At 35.9% G+C, this 22,278-nt stretch carries 14 protein-coding genes, 29 tRNA genes and 3 rRNA genes; 43 read left to right on the plus strand and 3 right to left on the minus strand.

Annotated features, from left to right (window positions below; translation table 11 throughout):
* The first annotated feature begins 388 nt into the window (after window positions 1-388).
* The 5 genes from sgtB (at window position 389) to NST64_RS04660 (ending at window position 4,786) form a co-directional block, all read left to right on the plus strand.
* Window positions 389-1,201, plus strand: a complete 813-nt coding sequence (gene sgtB / locus NST64_RS04640; RefSeq protein ID WP_002450042.1) for a monofunctional peptidoglycan glycosyltransferase SgtB — start codon at window positions 389-391, stop codon at window positions 1,199-1,201.
* A gap of 168 nt (window positions 1,202-1,369) precedes the next feature.
* A complete protein-coding gene (gene recX / locus NST64_RS04645) occupies window positions 1,370-2,173 on the plus strand; it encodes a recombination regulator RecX (protein ID WP_002488055.1) in 804 nt (267 codons plus the stop codon).
* A complete protein-coding gene (locus tag NST64_RS04650; protein ID WP_002455132.1) occupies window positions 2,166-2,480 on the plus strand; it encodes a YfhH family protein in 315 nt (104 codons plus the stop codon). Before recX ends, NST64_RS04650 begins: the two co-directional genes overlap by 8 nt.
* Window positions 2,481-2,495: 15 nt before the next feature.
* Window positions 2,496-4,013, plus strand: a complete 1,518-nt coding sequence (locus NST64_RS04655) for an ATP-binding cassette domain-containing protein (protein WP_107632395.1) — start codon at window positions 2,496-2,498, stop codon at window positions 4,011-4,013.
* A gap of 8 nt (window positions 4,014-4,021) precedes the next feature.
* Window positions 4,022-4,786 (plus strand): hypothetical protein, encoded by a 765-nt coding sequence (locus tag NST64_RS04660; protein WP_002450050.1) that lies wholly within the window; start codon window positions 4,022-4,024, stop codon window positions 4,784-4,786.
* A 116-nt stretch (window positions 4,787-4,902) separates the two neighbouring features.
* Here NST64_RS04660 and NST64_RS04665 read toward each other — a convergent pair whose 3' ends face one another.
* Complete coding sequence (locus tag NST64_RS04665) at window positions 4,903-5,880, minus strand: metal-dependent hydrolase (protein ID WP_002450068.1); 978 nt, start codon at window positions 5,878-5,880, stop codon at window positions 4,903-4,905.
* 135 nt (window positions 5,881-6,015) lie between these two features.
* Between NST64_RS04665 and mutY the strand changes: the two genes are divergently transcribed.
* The 3 genes from mutY to NST64_RS04680 all read left to right on the plus strand — a co-directional run bounded on the left by mutY (window position 6,016) and on the right by NST64_RS04680 (window position 9,587).
* Window positions 6,016-7,062: an A/G-specific adenine glycosylase gene (gene mutY / locus NST64_RS04670; RefSeq protein WP_002450062.1), complete on the plus strand. Its 1,047-nt coding sequence runs from the start codon at window positions 6,016-6,018 to the stop codon at window positions 7,060-7,062.
* A 92-nt stretch (window positions 7,063-7,154) separates the two neighbouring features.
* On the plus strand, window positions 7,155-7,697 hold the full coding sequence (gene ntdP / locus NST64_RS04675; RefSeq protein WP_002450077.1) for a nucleoside tri-diphosphate phosphatase: 543 nt from the start codon (window positions 7,155-7,157) through the stop codon (window positions 7,695-7,697).
* A gap of 153 nt (window positions 7,698-7,850) precedes the next feature.
* A complete protein-coding gene (locus tag NST64_RS04680; RefSeq protein WP_002450087.1) occupies window positions 7,851-9,587 on the plus strand; it encodes an ABC transporter ATP-binding protein in 1,737 nt (578 codons plus the stop codon).
* 77 nt (window positions 9,588-9,664) lie between these two features.
* On the opposite strand, the gene NST64_RS04685 is transcribed toward NST64_RS04680, so the two are convergent.
* Together NST64_RS04685 and NST64_RS04690 are read right to left on the minus strand one after the other, a co-directional pair.
* Window positions 9,665-10,759 carry an FUSC family protein gene (locus NST64_RS04685; protein ID WP_002448314.1) on the minus strand — a complete coding sequence of 365 codons (1,095 nt, stop codon included), beginning with the start codon at window positions 10,757-10,759 and terminating at the stop codon, window positions 9,665-9,667.
* A 154-nt stretch (window positions 10,760-10,913) separates the two neighbouring features.
* Window positions 10,914-12,203: a glutamate-1-semialdehyde 2,1-aminomutase gene (locus tag NST64_RS04690; protein ID WP_002448312.1), complete on the minus strand. Its 1,290-nt coding sequence runs from the start codon at window positions 12,201-12,203 to the stop codon at window positions 10,914-10,916.
* Window positions 12,204-12,283: 80 nt separating this feature from the next.
* On the opposite strand from NST64_RS04690, the gene NST64_RS04695 reads away from it, so the two are divergent.
* The 35 genes from NST64_RS04695 to NST64_RS04865 all read left to right on the plus strand — a co-directional run bounded on the left by NST64_RS04695 (window position 12,284) and on the right by NST64_RS04865 (window position 22,246).
* Window positions 12,284-12,739 carry a peroxiredoxin gene (locus NST64_RS04695; protein ID WP_002448315.1) on the plus strand — a complete coding sequence of 152 codons (456 nt, stop codon included), beginning with the start codon at window positions 12,284-12,286 and terminating at the stop codon, window positions 12,737-12,739.
* A gap of 5 nt (window positions 12,740-12,744) precedes the next feature.
* Complete coding sequence (locus NST64_RS04700; protein WP_002448313.1) at window positions 12,745-13,695, plus strand: phosphoglycerate dehydrogenase; 951 nt, start codon at window positions 12,745-12,747, stop codon at window positions 13,693-13,695.
* Window positions 13,696-13,790: 95 nt separating this feature from the next.
* Window positions 13,791-14,240, plus strand: coding sequence for a peroxide-responsive transcriptional repressor PerR (perR, locus tag NST64_RS04705; protein WP_017175209.1), 450 nt, complete (start codon window positions 13,791-13,793; stop codon window positions 14,238-14,240).
* 503 nt (window positions 14,241-14,743) lie between these two features.
* Window positions 14,744-16,294, plus strand: a 16S ribosomal RNA gene (locus NST64_RS04710).
* Between the two features lie 99 nt (window positions 16,295-16,393).
* A tRNA-Ile gene (locus NST64_RS04715) sits at window positions 16,394-16,470 on the plus strand.
* Window positions 16,471-16,487: 17 nt separating this feature from the next.
* A tRNA-Ala gene (locus NST64_RS04720) sits at window positions 16,488-16,563 on the plus strand.
* A gap of 145 nt (window positions 16,564-16,708) precedes the next feature.
* Window positions 16,709-19,630, plus strand: a 23S ribosomal RNA gene (locus NST64_RS04725).
* A 67-nt stretch (window positions 19,631-19,697) separates the two neighbouring features.
* Window positions 19,698-19,812: ribosomal RNA gene (gene rrf, locus NST64_RS04730) — 5S ribosomal RNA — on the plus strand.
* The 16S, 23S and 5S rRNA genes sit together here with 29 tRNA genes alongside, the layout of an rRNA operon.
* Window positions 19,813-19,821: 9 nt before the next feature.
* Window positions 19,822-19,897: transfer RNA gene (locus NST64_RS04735), tRNA-Val, on the plus strand.
* Between the two features lie 12 nt (window positions 19,898-19,909).
* Window positions 19,910-19,985 (plus strand) — tRNA-Thr (locus NST64_RS04740).
* Window positions 19,986-19,990: 5 nt separating this feature from the next.
* Window positions 19,991-20,063 (plus strand) — tRNA-Lys (locus NST64_RS04745).
* Between the two features lie 9 nt (window positions 20,064-20,072).
* A tRNA-Leu gene (locus NST64_RS04750) sits at window positions 20,073-20,154 on the plus strand.
* Window positions 20,155-20,157: 3 nt separating this feature from the next.
* A tRNA-Gly gene (locus NST64_RS04755) sits at window positions 20,158-20,232 on the plus strand.
* Between the two features lie 7 nt (window positions 20,233-20,239).
* A tRNA-Leu gene (locus tag NST64_RS04760) sits at window positions 20,240-20,325 on the plus strand.
* 13 nt (window positions 20,326-20,338) lie between these two features.
* A tRNA-Arg gene (locus NST64_RS04765) sits at window positions 20,339-20,412 on the plus strand.
* An 8-nt stretch (window positions 20,413-20,420) separates the two neighbouring features.
* Window positions 20,421-20,494: transfer RNA gene (locus tag NST64_RS04770), tRNA-Pro, on the plus strand.
* A gap of 23 nt (window positions 20,495-20,517) precedes the next feature.
* Window positions 20,518-20,593: transfer RNA gene (locus tag NST64_RS04775), tRNA-Ala, on the plus strand.
* Between the two features lie 26 nt (window positions 20,594-20,619).
* Window positions 20,620-20,693, plus strand: a tRNA-Met gene (locus NST64_RS04780).
* A 28-nt stretch (window positions 20,694-20,721) separates the two neighbouring features.
* Window positions 20,722-20,795, plus strand: a tRNA-Ile gene (locus NST64_RS04785).
* Window positions 20,796-20,804: 9 nt separating this feature from the next.
* A tRNA-Ser gene (locus NST64_RS04790) sits at window positions 20,805-20,894 on the plus strand.
* A 5-nt stretch (window positions 20,895-20,899) separates the two neighbouring features.
* Window positions 20,900-20,975 (plus strand) — tRNA-Asp (locus tag NST64_RS04795).
* A gap of 35 nt (window positions 20,976-21,010) precedes the next feature.
* Window positions 21,011-21,103, plus strand: a tRNA-Ser gene (locus NST64_RS04800).
* Window positions 21,104-21,113: 10 nt separating this feature from the next.
* Window positions 21,114-21,187, plus strand: a tRNA-Met gene (locus NST64_RS04805).
* A gap of 8 nt (window positions 21,188-21,195) precedes the next feature.
* Window positions 21,196-21,271 (plus strand) — tRNA-Asp (locus NST64_RS04810).
* Between the two features lie 21 nt (window positions 21,272-21,292).
* Window positions 21,293-21,365: transfer RNA gene (locus NST64_RS04815), tRNA-Phe, on the plus strand.
* Window positions 21,366-21,371: 6 nt separating this feature from the next.
* Window positions 21,372-21,447, plus strand: a tRNA-Thr gene (locus NST64_RS04820).
* Between the two features lie 7 nt (window positions 21,448-21,454).
* Window positions 21,455-21,538, plus strand: a tRNA-Tyr gene (locus NST64_RS04825).
* 8 nt (window positions 21,539-21,546) lie between these two features.
* A tRNA-Trp gene (locus NST64_RS04830) sits at window positions 21,547-21,620 on the plus strand.
* A 2-nt stretch (window positions 21,621-21,622) separates the two neighbouring features.
* Window positions 21,623-21,695 (plus strand) — tRNA-His (locus NST64_RS04835).
* Between the two features lie 12 nt (window positions 21,696-21,707).
* A tRNA-Gln gene (locus NST64_RS04840) sits at window positions 21,708-21,779 on the plus strand.
* Between the two features lie 8 nt (window positions 21,780-21,787).
* Window positions 21,788-21,861: transfer RNA gene (locus tag NST64_RS04845), tRNA-Cys, on the plus strand.
* An 8-nt stretch (window positions 21,862-21,869) separates the two neighbouring features.
* Window positions 21,870-21,943, plus strand: a tRNA-Gly gene (locus NST64_RS04850).
* Between the two features lie 14 nt (window positions 21,944-21,957).
* Window positions 21,958-22,032 (plus strand) — tRNA-Gly (locus NST64_RS04855).
* A gap of 14 nt (window positions 22,033-22,046) precedes the next feature.
* A tRNA-Gly gene (locus NST64_RS04860) sits at window positions 22,047-22,121 on the plus strand.
* 41 nt (window positions 22,122-22,162) lie between these two features.
* A tRNA-Leu gene (locus NST64_RS04865) sits at window positions 22,163-22,246 on the plus strand.
* Window positions 22,247-22,278 lie beyond the last annotated feature (32 nt).

Raw genomic sequence — 22,278 nt, forward strand, 5'->3', positions numbered from 1 at the left:
TTAATGTGTTGATAGTCGATGATTGAATTACAATATAACTGTATTTTGGATAGACTCCAATGAAACTGAGAATGTATCATTACAAGTCGTGTCAATTCATAAGCATCTGATTGATTTGTTTTTCTTGTTTTCTAGAAATGGAGAAAATATGTTTTAAATGTTACTTTTAAGCATGTATATATTGATGAACTTAATATCGTTTTTTAAATCCTCTTATCCAAATTTAAATAATTCCTCTCTATCTTCTTTAAAGTAACTTGGAAATTTCAGCGATATAAAAATCAATGATACACCTTGAGACTGATTTTTGATTGTATATATAGATAAAAATAACACTTACTGTTAAACTCTCAATTATAGAGTGACCTTTAAGTAAAGGAGCAAACCCATGAAAAGAAGACAAAGAGATAACTATCCAAAAGAGAAAACAACTTATGATCAAAATGAGCCTCATTATAATACCTATTATCAACCTGTGGGTTCACCACCGAAAAAGAAGAAAAGTAAACGGCTCTTTCTAAGAATGCTTATTATATTTATTATTATATTTGCTTTGTTTACTGGATTAATGTATTTTTTATCATCTAGAGCGAATGTCGATGATTTACAAACGATTGAAAATAAGAGTAATTTTGTATCATCAGACAATATGCCGAATTATGTTAAGGGCGCATTTATATCTATGGAAGATGAACGTTTTTCTAAACATCATGGATTCGATATAAAAGGGACAACACGTGCATTATTTTCAACGATTGGTGAACATGATGTACAAGGTGGGAGCACCATTACTCAACAAACTGTAAAAAATTATTATTACAATAATGAACGTTCATTTACACGTAAACTAAAAGAATTATTTGTCGCGCATAAAGTTGAACAGCAATATAGTAAAAATCAGATATTAAGTTTTTATTTGAATAATATTTACTATGGTAATAATCAATATGATATTGAAAGTGCAGCAAATTATTATTTTGGTGCAACTACAAATCAAAATAATAGTTATTATCCGATTATTACTGTATTACAAAGTGCAATGCTAGCAAGTAAAGTTAATGCCCCAAGTGTATATGATATTAATAACGTATCAAATAATTTCAAGAATCGAATTAAAGTGAATTTAGAAAAAATGCGACAACAGAATTATATTTCTGACAGTCAATATCAAGAAGCCTTATCGCAACTTAATAATTATTAATATAGTAATATAACAATTTAATTGAATATAAACTAAGAGTGAGAATGAGAATAAATAAACTTCCATTTCGCTCTTTTTTAATATCAAATACTATATATGTTAGATTTTCTGTTATAAAATAAATATATTATTAAAATACAATTTTTAATTAGTATGAGGAGAATAATGATGCCGAAAATTACTAAAATAGAAGTTCAAAAAAATAATAAAGAACGATTTAATCTCTTTCTTGATGAAGCATTTGAAATGGGAATTGATATAGATACACTCGTTAAATTCAATTTGAAAAAGAACCAAATGATAGATGCTGCAGAAATGGAAAAAATTCAAAAATACGAACACTATCGTCTAGGGATTAATATGGCAATACAATATTTATCATATAAAAAACGAACTGAAAAAGAAGTTAGTGATTATTTGAAAAAGAATGATATTAATGAAATGACAGTACAAAAAGTGATTGAATATTGTTATAAAGAGCAATATATTAATCATGAAGATTACGCTGAAAGTTTAAAAAATACAATGATCAACACAACAGATAAAGGACCTGAAGTATTTAAACAAAAACTATACCAAGTTGGAGTAGAACCTAATATTATAGATAGATATGTTAAACGATATGAAGAAGAGCAACCTATAGAATCTATCATTCATGTTGCTAAAAAAATAATGAAAACTAAAAAAGGTCCTGTTGTTAAAGTAAAGCAAAAAGTAATGCATAGCTTAATCCAAAAAGGATATACAATAGAAACTGCACAAAATGTACTTAATGAGTTAGACTTTGCTCAAGACGAAGAAGTGCTAGATGACTTATTACAAAAGGATTTAGAAAAAGTTTATAATAAGCAACGTCGTAAACATGACGGTAATACATTAAAAATGAAAACAATAGAAGCACTTATGAGAAAAGGATATAATTATGATAAAATAAAAATTAAATTAGCAGAAAGTGGTATTTTAGATGAGTGACAAAAGATTAAGTGAAATGTCTGAACAGGAATTGAGACATGAAATACAATTATGTAAAGAAAAAATGCGTAAAGCTGAAATGAATGGCATAATGAATGAATATGATGTTTATGAAAGTAAAGTCATTGTAGCTGAGAGTTATTTAGTCGATCGTTCTAAAATTAACATTGGCAGAATGTATAAATTAAATGATGGTAGTGAACAATACTTTAAAGTTGAACGTTTAAAAGGGGTTTTTGCTTGGGGTTATAGAATAAATAGTACGAATCCTGAAGAGGGTTTACCCATTGCATTATTAAAAATTTAGAAGGATGTAACACAAATGGGAAGTTCAATCGTTTTAAAATTATTAAATGTTACACAATACTATAGAAACCAAAAGAATAGAAAGTGGTATCTGCCGTTTGGATATGGCGCGGAAGACATAGAATTAAATAAAATATCTTTACACATTTATCAAGGAGAAGCCCTTGCACTTATAGGAGAACCTGGTTCATCCAAAACATTGATTGGAAGAATTATGGCCCAAGATATTGCACCTGATAGAGGGAAAGTTGTACAATCAGCAAGTATTTATTATGGAGATATAAAAAACAAACATTTATTAAATATGTCTGTTAAAAGTTATATTGAAGAAACACAATGCTTATTTAATTACAAGACGTCTTCACATATTGTCGATCAAATTATTAAATATGCGCATTTAGATGATAAATCTTCGATTCAAGTGAATAAACTTAGTCACTCTGAGTATGCGCAATTGATTTTAAGTGTTGCAAGAGTTTGTAAAACAGAAATTATTATTTTAAGTCATATTCTCGAATATCTTGATGAAGCTTTTTTAAATAAGGCAAAACAACTTTCAAAAGACTATGTGTCTAATGACTTATCAATTATATTTGTAGACGATGATATTTCTAAAATATCTCAAGTGAGTAACTATGTTACATGGATTTCTCACGGACAAGTGCGTATGGAAGGGTATTTAAATGACGTTTTACCGGTATTTAATGATCATGAAAGAGATAGATTAAGTATCGAAGATGAAGAAACACTTAAGAATTTTGATTTAGATTGGAAGAAAAGTAGAAGTAGATTGCCGGAAATGAGTTATAACTTTAAAAGAGTCGAACGATACAAACATGTTAAAGTTCCGGATTTTATAGTTAAATTTTGGACTCTTTTAGTTTCAACGTTAATCGTCTTAGTGTTACTTGGCACACTAGTAGTGAATAATATAGGAAAAATTGAAATTCCTATCAACGAATCTCAGAAGAAAGTTCAAAATCAAGACACGGATCCTTTTGAAAATAAACTTTCTTATGGAATTATTCTACATGTTGAAGTGACATTATCTAATCATCAAGATATTGAAATGCCAAAATATTCTTTTGTGACGATTACTGGAGAAAGTGCTTCAAAATATCGCTTAATTGTCGATGATGATACATATGAAGTAGGTAAGAACAAAATTTATTATTTTAATCCTGCTGCATTATATGAAACACATAAATTTAGTACTTTAGCGCCTTATATGAAGTCAAACTACAGTAAGTATGTTGATTATTTTAATACTCAATTACATAAACCACATAAGCAAGTGAAAAAGACGCTTGTTCCTGAAAAAGATCAACGATTTGTGGTGCCTATTACACAACAACCTATTAAAATGTTATTTAATGATGAGGATAAGTTAACTGGTTTTGTATTTCCTATAGTAGATAAATCAAAATTAGAGCGTAAATTTAATATTAAAGGTAATGTATGGATTTCAAAATTAAGTAATGGATATTTAATTGCAGATATGAAAAATAGTAAATGGATTTATATCGAATTGTAGGTGTAAACATGATAGATACGTTAATATTATATTTTAAATATTTTCCATCTCTTTTACATTTAGCTAAAGCAAAAGTAAAAGAGACTTGGAAATATGATGTGATTTTATTTTTAATACAATTAATTATCATTAGTATCATAATTGGAGTGATGTATTTATTTAATACCGAAGAAATTGAAAAGGCCCAATGGATATATCGAATGATTGCGTTCTATACTTTTGTAACCATTGCTTATATTATATATAAATCATTCAAATTATATAATTATGATTATCTTATTGCTAAATCATTTCAACTCACACCTATTATTACGCCCATCCTTAATGCACTGATAGGGGCTATAATCATCTGTGTTTTATCATTGATTACGTCAATCTTTAAGCCAGTAAACCTTGAAACATCGGTGATATCTTTTGTTTATTTCATACTAATGTCGATTATATTTATTGTTTTTATATCAATAACATTAGGTTTATTGACTTTAATAAGTAAAAAAGTATTTAAATTTTATGTGATAGCAATAATGATGTTATTCTTTTTAGTACCTATCATTTTTATACCTAATAATAAGGCAAATATGATTGATCAAATATTAAAAATTAATCCATTATATTATTTGATTGACGGATTATCAACTTCAATTGTTTTTGGATCTGTAAATATGTACAATATTGTGTATCATATTTATTTTATTGCTTTTTTAGTATTAATTGGAGTTATCAATTTTATTTTAACTCGACTTGTTGCTCATAAGAAATATGAATATATTTAATATATGAGTGAATCGCTATAAATAACATATATTTTAATGATGTTATAATAATAACCCCTAAATGACTGTCAATAAGTCATCTAGGGGTTGTTTAAATTATAGTTAAAGTTAATGAATTAATGAGAGTACAATTTTTTTTGAAGTTTTTCTTCTGTAAATACCCATCCAATATAGGAATGGTCAATTTTTTGATCTTGAGTAAGATGTGCAATTGCTGCAAAAGAATAATGTCCTTTATTTAGATAACGTAAATCTATCAATCGTATCTCAGTTGTTTGATCATCAAGTTTACGTATTTGCCAACGATAGATAGAAGAGAATTTTAGAAACGTTCTTATTTCAGGATTACTTTTTATTTGCCATAAAAGTGTATCGGGTGAAAATTGTTGACGTTTTACTTTATCGCTAAACGTTATATTACGACCATAAGCTCTACCTACATAATCATAGTTTTCAGTTTGAATCGCTACACGCCATTTCATAAATTTCATAGTAGGTGCAACAAAAATTTTCACAGGATGATGTTCATCATGAATGTGTTTCAACGCTTGAGATTTGATTATTGATTGCATTTTAAATCTAACGATATAATAAATAATTAAAACGCCAATAATTGGAAAGAACACTAGATATGGATGAACGCCTAATAACCATAGCGTGATTCCTATACATAATATTAAAAAAATAATTGGATCGAATGTATTGATTACACCGAGTTGTATCCACTTATTTGATATAGGTCTAAGTGCTTGTGTACCATATGAATTAAAGATATCTACAAAAACATGTAAAAAGACCGCTAACTGAGCCCACATCCATATATGAGTCACATCTACATGTGGAAAGATAACATATATTATAAAAGCAAGTAATATTGGCCATAAAATCGTAAAGGGTATGGAATGCGTAATACCACGATGATGTGAAATATAAGTTGCATTATTTTTTAATTTTAAAACCGTATCGCCATCAGGTATTAAAGAACCCGCAATTAAAGTTGTTGCAGTAGCTGTCATAGAATGTGACATTGCTGGGTCTTGTGTAGCTAAAGCAGTTAGTCCAATGCCGATAGCAATATGAGTGGCTGTATCCATAAAAGTTCACTCTTTTCATCTTGATTTAATATATATTATAATCTAAAAATTAGAATAACAAAATTAAGATACTTATCAAATATTAGAAAGTATTATAACTTATACATTTTTTTATGTAAGAGAAAGGATAATTTAATGTTAAATGAAACGACATTTAAAAATAATATTGTGACATGGTTTGAGAAAAATCAACGAGAAATGCCTTGGAGGGAAACGACTAATCCATATTATATATGGCTAAGTGAAGTTATGCTTCAACAAACACAAGTTAAAACGGTCATTGATTATTACAATAAATTTATTCATCGATTTCCTACAATTGAAGCGTTAAGTGAAGCAAAAGAAGATGAAGTATTAAAGTATTGGGAAGGTCTTGGATATTATAGCCGTGCCCGCAATTTTCATACAGCAATTAAAGAAGTACACCATAATTATAATGCGGAAGTACCATCATCCCCTAAAGTTTTTGGTGAATTAAAAGGAGTAGGACCATATACTCAAGCAGCTGTAATGAGTATTGCTTTTAATCGCCCTTTAGCTACTGTAGATGGAAATGTCTTTAGAGTATGGACTCGACTTAATAATGACCATCGTGATATCAAATTACAATCTACTAGAAAATCATTTGAAAAAGAGCTTGAACCTTTTGTACAAGAAGAAGCGGGTACATTTAATCAATCAATGATGGAATTAGGTGCAACAATATGTACACCTAAGAATCCGTTATGCCTATTTTGTCCAGTACAGGAAAATTGTGAAGCGTTTCGAAAAGGAACTACGTTAGATTTACCTATCAAAACTAAAAAACAAGCTAAGAAAATAATTAATCAGGAGGTTTTTTTAGTCAGAAATCAGAAAGGTCAATATCTGATTGAAAAACGTCAAGAAAAGCTACTTAATGGTATGTGGCAATTTCCAATGTTTGAAAGTCCGAATGGGATTCAAAAACTAGAAAATAAGTTAAACCATTCATTAACTTTATCTGAGAACATAATATTTCAATTAAAGCATCAGTTTACACATAAAACTTGGAATTTAAATGTTTATAGTGTGATTGAAGATATAAATATTGACTCAGCACAATTACCAGACTTTATGGAATGGTTTGATTTAGAAAATCGAGATGATTATTCTTTCCCAGTATCAATGAGTAAAATTTATGAGTTTATTGTTGGTAAATAGAAAAATATAATATCTCTCTATATCTCTTTAAAGAAGTTTAAAAAAATATGGTATAATTCGAATTGTAAAAACTTTAAAAGGTGGTGTGGAGTATGGTCAAAGAATCCATACCTAAAGAAGGCGAAAATATAAAAATCCAAAGCTATAAACATGATGGAAATATTCATAGAGTATGGTCTGAAACAACGATTTTAAAAGGAACAGATCACGTCATCATTGGTGGAAATGATCATACCTTAGTAACTGAAAGTGATGGACGTACATGGATTACTAGAGAGCCTGCAATCGTGTACTTTCATGCTGAGTATTGGTTTAATGTAATTTGCATGTTTAGAGAAGATGGTATTTACTATTATTGTAATTTATCTTCGCCTTTTGTATGTGATGAAGAAGCTTTAAAATATATTGATTATGATTTAGATATTAAAGTTTATCCAAATGGTAAATATCATTTGTTAGATGAGGATGAATATGAACAACATATGAAACAAATGAATTATCCTCATGAAATAGACGTAATACTAAGAAGAAATGTAGACATTTTACAACAATGGATAGAACAAAAAAAAGGTCCTTTTGCTCCTGACTTTATAAAAGTATGGAAACAAAGATATAAAAAAATTCGTAATTACTAAGCATAATTGAGGCAAATAGTAATTAATTAGTTTATAGTACTTGAGTAATAAATAAGAGGTTGAAACTACTTGCCTATTCTTAAATAAATGAGTTTATGAATAGAGGGTTCAACCTCTATTAATTTTTGATAATAAAATTAAGGAGGAGTCAGTGTGATTCGACGATATTTAGAATTTGTCAAACCATATAAATATCGTATTTTCGCAACGATTATTATTGGGATTATAAAATTTGGTATTCCAATGTTAATCCCATTATTAATTAAATATGCGATTGATGGTGTAATTAATAATGGTACATTAACCACCAATGAAAAATTCCATCATCTTGCTATAGCGATAGGTATTACTCTATTTATATTTTTAATTGTGCGCCCGCCAATTGAATACCTTCGACAATATTTAGCACAATGGACGAGTAATAAAATTTTATATGATATTCGTAAGCAATTGTATGACCATTTACAAGCCTTAAGTGCCCGATTTTATGCAAATAATCAAGTGGGACAAGTTATATCGAGAGTAATTAATGACGTAGAACAAACGAAAGACTTTATTTTAACTGGGTTAATGAATATTTGGTTAGACTGTGTAACGATTATTATTGCGCTTTCTATTATGTTCTTCTTAGATATTAAATTAACACTTGCAGCAATTATTATTTTTCCTTTTTATGTCTTTACAGTATATTTTTTCTTTGGACGTTTAAGAAAATTAACACGTAAACGTTCACAAGCATTAGCGGAAGTACAAGGATTTTTACATGAACGTGTTCAAGGTATGTCTGTAATAAAAAGCTTTGCAATTGAAGATAATGAAGCGAAAAACTTTGATAAAAAAAATAAAAACTTTTTAAGTAGAGCGTTTCAACATACTTCATGGAATGCCTATTCATTTGCAGCTATTAATACAGTCACAGATTTAGGTCCTATCATTGTTATTGGAGTAGGGTCATATTTAGCAATTACTGGTTCAATTACAGTAGGTACCTTAGCAGCTTTTGTAGGATATTTAGAACAATTATTCGGACCATTAAGACGTTTAGTTTCTTCATTCACAACTTTAACGCAAAGTTTCGCCTCTATGGATCGTATTTTTCAATTAATAGATGAAGACTATGACATTAAAAATAAAAAAGGTGCACAACCTATTGAAATAAAAGAAGGACATATTGAATTAAAAAATGTAAGCTTTAAATATAATGAAGATGAATCTTTAGTTTTAAAAAATATAAATTTAAATATAAATAAAGGTGAAACAGTAGCATTCGTTGGTATGAGCGGGGGAGGTAAATCTACGCTTATTAATCTTATTCCACGTTTCTATGATGTAAGTGAAGGTGAAATTTTGATCGATAGTCGTAATATTAAAGATTATTTAATAGGAAGCTTGAGAAATCAAATTGGACTTGTTCAACAAGACAATATTTTATTTTCTGATACAGTAAGAGAGAATATTTTATTAGGACGTCCTGATGCTACTGAAGAAGAAATAATCGAAGCAGCTAAAATGGCAAATGCGCACGACTTTATCATGAATTTACCGAATGGCTATGATACTGAAGTTGGAGAACGTGGCGTAAAATTATCTGGTGGTCAAAAGCAACGTTTATCTATTGCGCGTATTTTCTTAAATAATCCACCTATATTAATTTTAGATGAAGCGACAAGCGCACTTGATTTAGAAAGTGAAGCAATTATTCAAGATGCATTAGATGTTTTAAGTAAAGATAGAACTACACTTATTGTAGCTCATAGATTATCAACAATCACACATGCAGATAAAATTATTGTTATGCAGCATGGTCAAATCGTTGAAACTGGTACACATAAAGAACTGATTGCTAAAAAAGGTGAATACGAACATCTATATAGCATTCAAGATTTATAACTAAATAATGACTACTAAAAAAGACAAACTTAACTTTGATAGTTAAGTTTGTCTTTTTTAGTATTGATATTTAATTTTTATAAATCAAAATCTTCATCTTGAATTTCAATATCTGTGTCATTACGATGATACGTAAAGAAACTTAATCTTAGTCTATCTAAATGCTCTAAATGATATCGATATTCTTCAATAGCTGCGATAATTTGCATGATATTCGAATATGAATATTCTACTTGATATGGATTTTGAATTAATTGATATTGAAAAGCATCCATAAGATTTTTCTTTTGAGGATTTAAAATCTGATTATCAAAATCATCTACATTATAACGCGCCTTTTTTGATAAACTTTTTAAAATTTGTTCGTGATACGCTGTTAACGAATCTAACTCTAATTTAATTTGAAATAATAAATGATGATTTGTATTATGCAAATCATTTTGATATCTAGCCATACGGTTTAATACTTCGTAAGCTTGTCGAGTTGTTCCAACGACCTCTTTAAATAATATCTTTTTACGATTTTGTTGGAAAGCAGCTTTTCTTGTAAACGTACGTTCTTCGTGATAATAATCATAGATTTGTTCTAATTTTATAATGCGAGATTCTAACTGTTCACCATCTTCTTTTATCTGATGATATTCAGAAGTATCATTAATCACAAGTTTAAACCATATAAATATGTCGGAAGAAATATTAACCGCATTATGATAAATTTTAGTTTCGAATTTTGGAGGTAAGAATACTAGGTTTACAAGTGAAGCACTTAAAACTCCAATCATTACTAAAATAAATCTAAATGTAGCTACAAGATAAAACGATCCTGTATGTTGCCCCATAATGATTAACGCAGTGACACCTGCTAATGTTGCTACATGCGCCAAGTTTAATTTGTATAAAATGGCGATTAATAAAATGACTGTGATACCCATAATCACAATGTTTTTACCAAAAATGGTTACCATAATCACTGCTAATATAGCACCGATTAAATTACCTGTAGCTTGTTCAGATATCGTTTTCATTGAACGATATATATTAGGTTGCATTGCAAAAATAGCACTTATTCCTGCTACAGATTTCAAACCAACATTATCAGGTAAAAAAGAAGCGATAAAAAGGGCGAGAATGATAGCAATTCCAGTTTTAAGTATACGTGCGCCTAATTTCAAATACAACGCTCCTTTAAATAACAAGTTTATAGTTTAATGTATTTTTAAATTAGTATACACTCAACAAATAAAACTATACAAGTATACGCATATATAAAAACCCAAGAATGTATATTTACGATATGACATTCTTAGGTTAGTTAAATTTTAAATATTATTTCATTTGACTGAAGGCATAGTCAGCCGCTTCTAATGTTTGATCAATATCTTCTTCAGTGTGTTCCGTAGTTAAGAACCATGCTTCAAATTTAGAAGGTGCTAAATTAATACCTTGGTTAAGCATAAGTTTAAAGAATTTTGCAAATGCTTCACTATCAGAATTTTCTACTTGTTCGTAATGTGTTACTTTTTCATCTGTAAAATAGAGTGTTAGAGATCCATAAATACGATTAATTGTCGCAGTAATATGATGTTTTTCAATAAGTTTATTTAAACCATCTTCTAAACGTTTACCTAAAGCATCTAATTTTTCATATACACCATCTTGCTCTAAAACTTCAAGTAATGCAATACCTGCCCTCATTGAAAGTGGGTTACCTGCCATTGTTCCTGCTTGGTATGCTGGGCCTAATGGAGCGACATGTTCCATGATATCTTGACGGCCGCCGTAGCCACCGATTGGTAATCCACCACCAACAATTTTACCAAATGCTGTTAAATCTGGATAAACATTTAATAAATCTTGTGCAGCGCCATAATGGAAGCGGAAAGCAGTGATGACTTCATCGTAAATCACTAAAGCTCCATGCTCATGAGTGATGTTGTTAACTTCTTCTAAAAAGCCTGGTTGAGGTTTTACCATACCAAAATTACCTACAATAGGTTCTACTAATACAGCCGCTACTTCATCTCCCCAATGTGACATGGCTTCTTTATAAGATTCAATGTCATTGAAAGGTACAGTAATGACTTCTCTAGCGACACTTTCAGGTACACCAGCTGAATCCGGAGAACCTAATTGAGAAGGTCCGCTTCCTGCAGCAACTAATACTAAATCAGAATGGCCATGATAAGAACCCGCAAATTTAATGATTTTATTTCTTTTAGTATAAGCTCTAGCAACTCGAATTGTAGTCATTACTGCTTCTGTTCCAGAATTAACAAAACGAATTTTTTCTAATGAAGGAATAGCTGCTCGTAATTTTTTACTAAAATCAATTTCAAGTTCAGTAGGTGTACCATATAAAACCCCTTTAGCCGCTTGATCTTGGATAGCCTCAGTAATATGAGGATGAGCATGGCCAGTAATTATGGGACCATATGCTTGTAAATAATCAATGTACTTATTTCCATCGACATCGAAAAGATAAGCGCCATGACCTTCACGCATAACTACGGGAGCACCTCCGCCAACAGCTTTATAAGAGCGTGAAGGAGAATTAACTCCACCTAAAATATATTCATTTGATAACTTTTGAAGACGTTCACTTTCAGTGAAATTCATAGAGTATCAACCTTTCTTATTTAATAATATTCGTTACTATCGTAACATAATAATTATAATATGAAGAAATGAGTGATACGATGTTAAAAATAGGAGATCTTTTTCCAAAATTTGAATTAGAGAATCAAAATGGAGAATTAATTACTAATGAAAACATTATGGGAGAAAAAACAATATTATATTTCTACCCACGAGATAATACACCAACGTGTACAACAGAAGCATGTGACTTTAGAGATAATATACAATACTTTAATGATATGAAAGTTAAAGTTTATGGTATTAGCGGGGATTCTAGAAAAAAACACGAAAACTTTTTTAAGAAGCATCATTTGAATTTTGATTTATTAGTTGATGATGAATTTAAGTTATCGAATGCAGTAGGAATATATCGTTTGAAGAAAAGTTTTGGAAAAGAAAATATGGGAATAGTGAGAACAACGTTTGTAATAGATGAAGCGGGATATATTACAAATATCATTGAAAAAGTAAAAGTTAAAACACAAATAGATGACTTAAAACAAATGCTGGAGTGAGATAAATGAAAATCGTAAGCTTGAAACGTTTAGGTAATATAGAAAATGAATTAATAGAAAAGTATCCTGATATTTCATTTTCGTTTTATGATAAAGCAGATAATATTCCAGATAATGACAAAAAAGAACTCGAGGTATTGATAGGATATGACGGGGAGATTAATGAAAGATTTATAAAGTCTTGTCCGAATTTAAAGTGGATTGCATGGTATGCAACAGGCGTAAACAATCTACCATTAGAGTATATTAAGAATAAAGGAATTACTTTAACCAATACTAGAGGAATACAATCAAAGCAACTTTCAGAATATATACTAACTTTTATATTAGATGATCATAAAAAAATGGAAACATCATTTATTAATCAACAAAAGCGTATTTATGATAGTACTTTGACAGGTAAACGTTTAAAGGATGAAACAATTTTATTTTTAGGCACTGGAGCTATTGCTCAAGATACTGTAAAGTTATTGACACCTTTCGAATTGAAAATAATAGGTGTAAGTAAAACAGGAAAACAAAAAGAAGGATTTAATCAAACATATGAGATAAATGAATTAGACAAGTTATTAGGAGAAGCGGATATAATAATTAATACGTTACCAGAAACCAAAGAAACATATCATTTATTAAACAAACATCATTTCCAATTAATGAAGGAAGATACTTTATTTATTAATGTAGGAAGAGGAACTATAGTAGAAGAACACGATTTAATTGAAATACTTAAAGAAAAATTAATACGTCATGCTTACTTGGATGTATTCGAAAATGAACCACTAGAATCAGAACATCCACTTTATGATTTAGATAACGTGACAATTACTGCACATATAACTGGTAATGATAAAGAAAATAAAAAGAAAGCAACGAAAATATTTGAAAGAAATCTAACTCGTTTTCTCAATAAAGAAGAAATAAGTGAGAACGTAGTAGACTTAAAAGATGGCTATTAATATAAAACTTATGGAATAATTGACAATGCCGTATGAAAGTAGTTATATTATTAATAAGATAATAATAAATATAAAGTAGAAAGATGGTGAAAATGATGAGTGCAGAAATAGAATCAATTGAACATGAGCTTGAACAAGCTATAATAGCATTAAGAAAGTCAGGCGTTCGTATCACGCCTCAAAGACAAGCTATTGTTAGATTTTTAATTAGCTCACATACACATCCTACAGCGGATGAAATTTATCAAGCACTTTCACCTGATTTTCCTAATATAAGTGTTGCGACAATTTACAATAATTTAAGAGTATTTAAGAAGATAGGTATTGTAAAAGAATTGACTTATGGAGATGCATCAAGTAGGTTCGACTTTAATACTCATAATCATTATCATGTTATTTGTGAACGATGCGGTAAAATAGTAGATTTCCACTATCCTCAATTGGATGAAATTGAACAATTAGCTCAACACGTTACAAACTTTGACGTAACACATCATCGAATGGAAATTTATGGATTGTGTGAAGAATGTAAAAACAAAGAATAAAGTTAGGCAATGACTTTAATGTCATTGCTTTTTTTGTTTATAAGTAATTAAAGAATTTAAAAGATAAATATTAAATAAAAAAATACTCATTAAAGATAATGAATACATTTGATGTGAAATATTAAACGATTTTATATTATAAAATCCGTTGACGTTCAATAATAATCTTGCTATTATATAAAAGTCGTCAAAAACAAAAGATATTGTTTGAAAACGCAAAGTAAATTAGTTTAAAACAATGTTAAAAAAGTGTAATTTTGACCATTGATTATAAAAACAATTTATTATAAGATATTATTTGTTGAAATATTAATTAACTTCAAGAAAAGAAAAATAAAAAAAGTTCTTGACAAGAATAATTAGTATTTGGTATAATAAATAAATGTAATTGTTAAAATGAACATTGAAAACTGAATGACAATATGTCAACGTTAATTCCAATAAAGTAACTTAATTGTTACAAACACTATTTAGTATTATGAGCTAATCAAACATCATAAATTTTTATGGAGAGTTTGATCCTGGCTCAGGATGAACGCTGGCGGCGTGCCTAATACATGCAAGTCGAGCGAACAGACGAGGAGCTTGCTCCTTTGACGTTAGCGGCGGACGGGTGAGTAACACGTGGGTAACCTACCTATAAGACTGGGATAACTTCGGGAAACCGGAGCTAATACCGGATAATATTTCGAACCGCATGGTTCGATAGTGAAAGATGGCTCTGCTATCACTTATAGATGGACCTGCGCCGTATTAGCTAGTTGGTAAGGTAACGGCTTACCAAGGCAACGATACGTAGCCGACCTGAGAGGGTGATCGGCCACACTGGAACTGAGACACGGTCCAGACTCCTACGGGAGGCAGCAGTAGGGAATCTTCCGCAATGGGCGAAAGCCTGACGGAGCAACGCCGCGTGAGTGATGAAGGTCTTCGGATCGTAAAACTCTGTTATTAGGGAAGAACAAACGTGTAAGTAACTGTGCACGTCTTGACGGTACCTAATCAGAAAGCCACGGCTAACTACGTGCCAGCAGCCGCGGTAATACGTAGGTGGCAAGCGTTATCCGGAATTATTGGGCGTAAAGCGCGCGTAGGCGGTTTTTTAAGTCTGATGTGAAAGCCCACGGCTCAACCGTGGAGGGTCATTGGAAACTGGAAAACTTGAGTGCAGAAGAGGAAAGTGGAATTCCATGTGTAGCGGTGAAATGCGCAGAGATATGGAGGAACACCAGTGGCGAAGGCGACTTTCTGGTCTGTAACTGACGCTGATGTGCGAAAGCGTGGGGATCAAACAGGATTAGATACCCTGGTAGTCCACGCCGTAAACGATGAGTGCTAAGTGTTAGGGGGTTTCCGCCCCTTAGTGCTGCAGCTAACGCATTAAGCACTCCGCCTGGGGAGTACGACCGCAAGGTTGAAACTCAAAGGAATTGACGGGGACCCGCACAAGCGGTGGAGCATGTGGTTTAATTCGAAGCAACGCGAAGAACCTTACCAAATCTTGACATCCTTTGACCCTTCTAGAGATAGAAGTTTCCCCTTCGGGGGACAAAGTGACAGGTGGTGCATGGTTGTCGTCAGCTCGTGTCGTGAGATGTTGGGTTAAGTCCCGCAACGAGCGCAACCCTTAAGCTTAGTTGCCATCATTAAGTTGGGCACTCTAAGTTGACTGCCGGTGACAAACCGGAGGAAGGTGGGGATGACGTCAAATCATCATGCCCCTTATGATTTGGGCTACACACGTGCTACAATGGACAATACAAAGGGCAGCGAAACCGCGAGGTCAAGCAAATCCCATAAAGTTGTTCTCAGTTCGGATTGTAGTCTGCAACTCGACTACATGAAGCTGGAATCGCTAGTAATCGTAGATCAGCATGCTACGGTGAATACGTTCCCGGGTCTTGTACACACCGCCCGTCACACCACGAGAGTTTGTAACACCCGAAGCCGGTGGAGTAACCATTTGGAGCTAGCCGTCGAAGGTGGGACAAATGATTGGGGTGAAGTCGTAACAAGGTAGCCGTATCGGAAGGTGCGGCTGGATCACCTCCTTTCTAAGGATGTATTCGGAACATCTCGTAGAGATGATACGGAATAACGTGACATATTGTATTCAGTTTTGAATGTTTATTTTAAACATTTAAATATTTAATGGGCCTGTAGCTCAGCTGGTTAGAGCGCACGCCTGATAAGCGTGAGGTCGGTGGTTCGAGTCCACTCAGGCCCACCATTAAGTATTAATAATTTGGGGGCTTAGCTCAGCTGGGAGAGCGCCTGCTTTGCACGCAGGAGGTCAGCGGTTCGATCCCGCTAGTCTCCACCATTAAATTTGTACATTGAAAACTAGATAAGTAAGTAAATAGATTTTACCAAGCAAAACCGAGTGAATAGAGTTTTAAATAAGCTTGAATTCATAAAAAATAATCGCTAGTGTTCGAAAGAACACTCACAGATTAATAACTATATTAGATTAAGTTATTAAGGGCGCACGGTGGATGCCTTGGCACTAGAAGCCGATGAAGGACGTTACTAACGACGATATGCTTTGGGTAGCTGTAAGTAAGCGTTGATCCAGAGATTTCCGAATGGGGAAACCCAGCACAAGTTATGTTGTGTTATCGACAAGTGAATTCATAGCTTGTCAGAAGGCAGACCCGGAGAACTGAAACATCTTAGTACCCGGAGGAAGAGAAAGAAAATTCGATTCCCTGAGTAGCGGCGAGCGAAACGGGAAGAGCCCAAACCAATAAGCTTGCTTATTGGGGTTGTAGGACACTCTATACGGAGTTACAAAGGAATATATTAAACGAATCATCTGGAAAGTTGAATCAAAGAAGGTAATAATCCTGTAGTTGAAAATATATTCTCTCTTGAGTGGATCCTGAGTACGACGGAGCACGTGAAATTCCGTCGGAATCTGGGAGGACCATCTCCTAAGGCTAAATACTCTCTAGTGACCGATAGTGAACCAGTACCGTGAGGGAAAGGTGAAAAGTACCCCGGAAGGGGAGTGAAAGAGAACTTGAAACCGTGTGCTTACAAGTAGTCAGAGCCCGTTAATGGGTGATGGCGTGCCTTTTGTAGAATGAACCGGCGAGTTACGATCTGATGCAAGGTTAAGCAGAAAATGTGGAGCCGTAGCGAAAGCGAGTCTGAATAGGGCGTGTAGTATTTGGTCGTAGACCCGAAACCAGGTGATCTACCCATGGTCAGGTTGAAGTTCAGGTAACACTGAATGGAGGACCGAACCGACTTACGTTGAAAAGTGAGCGGATGAACTGTGGGTAGCGGAGAAATTCCAATCGAACTTGGAGATAGCTGGTTCTCTCCGAAATAGCTTTAGGGCTAGCCTCAAGTGATGATTATTGGAGGTAGAGCACTGTTTGGACGAGGGGCCCCTCTCGGGTTACCGAATTCAGACAAACTCCGAATGCCAATTAATTTAACTTGGGAGTCAGAACATGGGTGATAAGGTCCGTGTTCGAAAGGGAAACAGCCCAGACCACCAGCTAAGGTCCCAAAATATATGTTAAGTGGAAAAGGATGTGGCGTTGCCCAGACAACTAGGATGTTGGCTTAGAAGCAGCCATCATTTAAAGAGTGCGTAATAGCTCACTAGTCGAGTGACACTGCGCCGAAAATGTACCGGGGCTAAACATATTACCGAAGCTGTGGATTGTCCTTTGGACAATGGTAGGAGAGCGTTCTAAGGGCGTTGAAGCATGATCGCAAGGACATGTGGAGCGCTTAGAAGTGAGAATGCCGGTGTGAGTAGCGAAAGACGGGTGAGAATCCCGTCCACCGATTGACTAAGGTTTCCAGAGGAAGGCTCGTCCGCTCTGGGTTAGTCGGGTCCTAAGCTGAGGCCGACAGGCGTAGGCGATGGATAACAGGTTGATATTCCTGTACCACCTATAATCGTTTTAATCGATGGGGGGACGCAGTAGGATAGGCGAAGCGTACGATTGGATTGTACGTCTAAGCAGTGAGATTGAGTGTTAGGCAAATCCGGCACTCTTAAGATTGAGCTGTGATGGGGAGAGGAAATTGTTTCCTCGAGTCGTTGATTTCACACTGCCGAGAAAAGCCTCTAGATAGAGATTAGGTGCCCGTACCGCAAACCGACACAGGTAGTCAAGATGAGAATTCTAAGGTGAGCGAGCGAACTCTCGTTAAGGAACTCGGCAAAATGACCCCGTAACTTCGGGAGAAGGGGTGCTCTTTAGGGTGCAAGCCCAGAAGAGCCGCAGTGAATAGGCCCAAGCGACTGTTTATCAAAAACACAGGTCTCTGCTAAACCGTAAGGTGATGTATAGGGGCTGACGCCTGCCCGGTGCTGGAAGGTTAAGAGGAGTGGTTAGCTTCTGCGAAGCTACGAATCGAAGCCCCAGTAAACGGCGGCCGTAACTATAACGGTCCTAAGGTAGCGAAATTCCTTGTCGGGTAAGTTCCGACCCGCACGAAAGGCGTAACGATTTGGGCACTGTCTCAACGAGAGACTCGGTGAAATCATAGTACCTGTGAAGATGCAGGTTACCCGCGACAGGACGGAAAGACCCCGTGGAGCTTTACTGTAGCCTGATATTGAAATTCGGCACAGCTTGTACAGGATAGGTAGGAGCCTTTGAAACGTGAGCGCTAGCTTACGTGGAGGCGTTGGTGGGATACTACCCTAGCTGTGTTGGCTTTCTAACCCGCACCACTTATCGTGGTGGGAGACAGTGTCAGGCGGGCAGTTTGACTGGGGCGGTCGCCTCCTAAAAGGTAACGGAGGCGCTCAAAGGTTCCCTCAGAATGGTTGGAAATCATTCATAGAGTGTAAAGGCATAAGGGAGCTTGACTGCGAGACCTACAAGTCGAGCAGGGTCGAAAGACGGACTTAGTGATCCGGTGGTTCCGCATGGAAGGGCCATCGCTCAACGGATAAAAGCTACCCCGGGGATAACAGGCTTATCTCCCCCAAGAGTTCACATCGACGGGGAGGTTTGGCACCTCGATGTCGGCTCATCGCATCCTGGGGCTGTAGTCGGTCCCAAGGGTTGGGCTGTTCGCCCATTAAAGCGGTACGCGAGCTGGGTTCAGAACGTCGTGAGACAGTTCGGTCCCTATCCGTCGTGGGCGTAGGAAATTTGAGAGGAGCTGTCCTTAGTACGAGAGGACCGGGATGGACATACCTCTGGTGTACCAGTTGTCGTGCCAACGGCATAGCTGGGTAGCTATGTATGGACGGGATAAGTGCTGAAAGCATCTAAGCATGAAGCCCCCCTCAAGATGAGATTTCCCAACTTCGGTTATAAGATCCCTCAGAGATGATGAGGTTAATAGGTTCGAGGTGGAAGCGTGGTGACACGTGGAGCTGACGAATACTAATCGATCGAAGACTTAATCAATTTTTTCAAGTTTTGCGACGCAAATCTTTACTTACTATCTAGTTTTGAATGTATAATCATTCACTTGTCTGGTGACAATGGCAAGGAGGTCACACCTGTTCCCATGCCGAACACAGAAGTTAAGCTCCTTAGCGCCGATGGTAGTTGGACTGACGTTCCGCTAGAGTAGGACGTTGCCAGGCATACATATTGGAGAATTAGCTCAGCTGGGAGAGCATCTGCCTTACAAGCAGAGGGTCGGCGGTTCGATCCCGTCATTCTCCACCATTCAATTTAATAGCCGGCCTAGCTCAATTGGTAGAGCAACTGACTTGTAATCAGTAGGTTGGGGGTTCAAGTCCTCTGGCCGGCACCATCTAAGAGCCATTAGCTCAGTTGGTAGAGCATCTGACTTTTAATCAGAGGGTCAGAGGTTCGAATCCTCTATGGCTCACATGTATACGCGGGTGTGGCGGAATTGGCAGACGCACTAGACTTAGGATCTAGCGCCTTACGGCGTGGGGGTTCGACTCCCTTCACCCGCATATGCGGAAGTAGTTCAGTGGTAGAACACCACCTTGCCAAGGTGGGGGTCGCGGGTTCGAATCCCGTCTTCCGCTCCATTATTTTGCCGGGGTGGCGGAACTGGCAGACGCACAGGACTTAAAATCCTGCGGTGAGAGATCACCGTACCGGTTCGATTCCGGTCCTCGGCATTATTATTATTTTGCGCCCGTAGCTCAATTGGATAGAGCGTTTGACTACGGATCAAAAGGTTATGGGTTCGACTCCTATCGGGCGCGTTCTCTTACGGGAAGTAGCTCAGCTTGGTAGAGCACTTGGTTTGGGACCAAGGGGTCGCAGGTTCGAATCCTGTCTTCCCGATAGGAAATTTTAAAATTTATTATGGGGGCTTAGCTCAGCTGGGAGAGCGCCTGCTTTGCACGCAGGAGGTCAGCGGTTCGATCCCGCTAGTCTCCACCATTTAAATCATTTACAAACTATATAACGGCGGTGTAGCTCAGCTGGCTAGAGCGTACGGTTCATACCCGTGAGGTCGGGGGTTCGATCCCCTCCACCGCCACTAATTATTAGTTGTAGAATTAAAATTTGGACCTTTAGCTCAGTTGGTTAGAGCTAACGGCTCATAACCGTTCGGTCGCAGGTTCGAGTCCTGCAAGGTCCATATAATTTTGGAGGAATACCCAAGTCCGGCTGAAGGGATCGGTCTTGAAAACCGACAGGAGCTTAACGGCTCGCGGGGGTTCGAATCCCTCTTCCTCCGTATTTGGTCTCGTAGTGTAGCGGTTAACACGCCTGCCTGTCACGCAGGAGATCGCGGGTTCGATTCCCGTCGAGACCGCCATCTAATAATTTAATAGCAATTTACCTATAAAATGTGGAGGAATACCCAAGTCCGGCTGAAGGGATCGGTCTTGAAAACCGACAGGGCCTTAACGGGCCGCGGGGGTTCGAATCCCTCTTCCTCCGCCATTATTATTATCGCGGGATGGAGCAGTTCGGTAGCTCGTCGGGCTCATAACCCGAAGGTCGGTGGTTCAAATCCGCCTCCCGCAATTTGTTTTGGTCTCGTAGTGTAGCGGTTAACACGCCTGCCTGTCACGCAGGAGATCGCGGGTTCGATTCCCGTCGAGACCGCCATTTAATCATTTTAATATATATGGTTCAGTAGCTCAGTTGGTAGAGCAATGGATTGAAGCTCCATGTGTCGGCAGTTCGATTCTGTCCTGAACCATTTCTTGCCGGCCTAGCTCAATTGGTAGAGCAACTGACTTGTAATCAGTAGGTTGGGGGTTCAAGTCCTCTGGCCGGCACCATCTTAACGGAGGGGTAGCGAAGTGGCTAAACGCGGCGGACTGTAAATCCGCTCCTTCGGGTTCGGCAGTTCGAATCTGCCCCCCTCCACCATTATAAATAGGGACATAGTTCAACGGTAGAATAGAGGTCTCCAAAACCTTTGATGTGGGTTCGATTCCTACTGTCCCTGCCATGGCGGTTGTGGCGAAGTGGTTAACGCATCGGATTGTGGTTCCGACACTCGTGGGTTCGATTCCCATCAACCGCCCTTTATTATTAATGGGCTATAGCCAAGCGGTAAGGCAACGGACTTTGACTCCGTCACGCGCTGGTTCGAATCCAGCTAGCCCAGTTTTTATTGGCGGCATAGCCAAGTGGTAAGGCAGAGGTCTGCAAAACCTTTATCACCGGTTCAAATCCGGTTGCCGCCTCCATGTGCTATGCGGGAGTAGTTCAATTTTAGAACACATTCCTTCCCGGAATGAGATATAGGTGTAAGTCCTATCTTCCGCTCCATAATTTAATATAATGCGGGAGTAGTTCAACTTTTAGAATATGTTCCTTCCCGGAACAAGATATAGGTGTAAGTCCTATCTTCCGCTCCATAATTTGATACAATGCGGGAGTAGTTCAACTTTTAGAATATGTTCCTTCCCGGAACAAGATATAGGTGCAAGTCCTATCTTCCGCTCCATAATTGCTTCCATAGGGAAGTTTTTTATTTATCTATATTAAGCCGGCGTGGCGGAATTGGCAGACGCGCGGGACTCAAAATCCCGTTCCTTTATTGGAGTGTCGGTTCGACCCCGACCGCCGGTATTTAATGGAGTTAAAAGGATTAAGTAGAACAC

The organism is Staphylococcus sp. FSL W8-1268, assembly GCF_038003965.1.
Lineage (GTDB): Bacteria > Bacillota > Bacilli > Staphylococcales > Staphylococcaceae > Staphylococcus > Staphylococcus hominis.

Bases quoted from the DNA above. Each gene is read 5' to 3' on its own strand.
- sgtB (WP_002450042.1), top strand. From the start codon at position 389: ATGAAAAGAAGACAAAGAGATAACTATCCAAAAGAGAAAACAACTTAT.
- recX (WP_002488055.1), top strand. From the start codon at position 1,370: ATGCCGAAAATTACTAAAATAGAAGTTCAAAAAAATAATAAAGAACGA.
- NST64_RS04650 (WP_002455132.1), top strand. From the start codon at position 2,166: ATGAGTGACAAAAGATTAAGTGAAATGTCTGAACAGGAATTGAGACAT.
- NST64_RS04655 (WP_107632395.1), top strand. From the start codon at position 2,496: ATGGGAAGTTCAATCGTTTTAAAATTATTAAATGTTACACAATACTAT.
- NST64_RS04660 (WP_002450050.1), top strand. From the start codon at position 4,022: ATGATAGATACGTTAATATTATATTTTAAATATTTTCCATCTCTTTTA.
- NST64_RS04665 (WP_002450068.1), bottom strand. From the start codon at position 5,880: ATGGATACAGCCACTCATATTGCTATCGGCATTGGACTAACTGCTTTA.
- mutY (WP_002450062.1), top strand. From the start codon at position 6,016: ATGTTAAATGAAACGACATTTAAAAATAATATTGTGACATGGTTTGAG.
- ntdP (WP_002450077.1), top strand. From the start codon at position 7,155: ATGGTCAAAGAATCCATACCTAAAGAAGGCGAAAATATAAAAATCCAA.
- NST64_RS04690 (WP_002448312.1), bottom strand. From the start codon at position 12,203: ATGAATTTCACTGAAAGTGAACGTCTTCAAAAGTTATCAAATGAATAT.
- NST64_RS04695 (WP_002448315.1), top strand. From the start codon at position 12,284: ATGTTAAAAATAGGAGATCTTTTTCCAAAATTTGAATTAGAGAATCAA.
- NST64_RS04700 (WP_002448313.1), top strand. From the start codon at position 12,745: ATGAAAATCGTAAGCTTGAAACGTTTAGGTAATATAGAAAATGAATTA.
- perR (WP_017175209.1), top strand. From the start codon at position 13,791: ATGAGTGCAGAAATAGAATCAATTGAACATGAGCTTGAACAAGCTATA.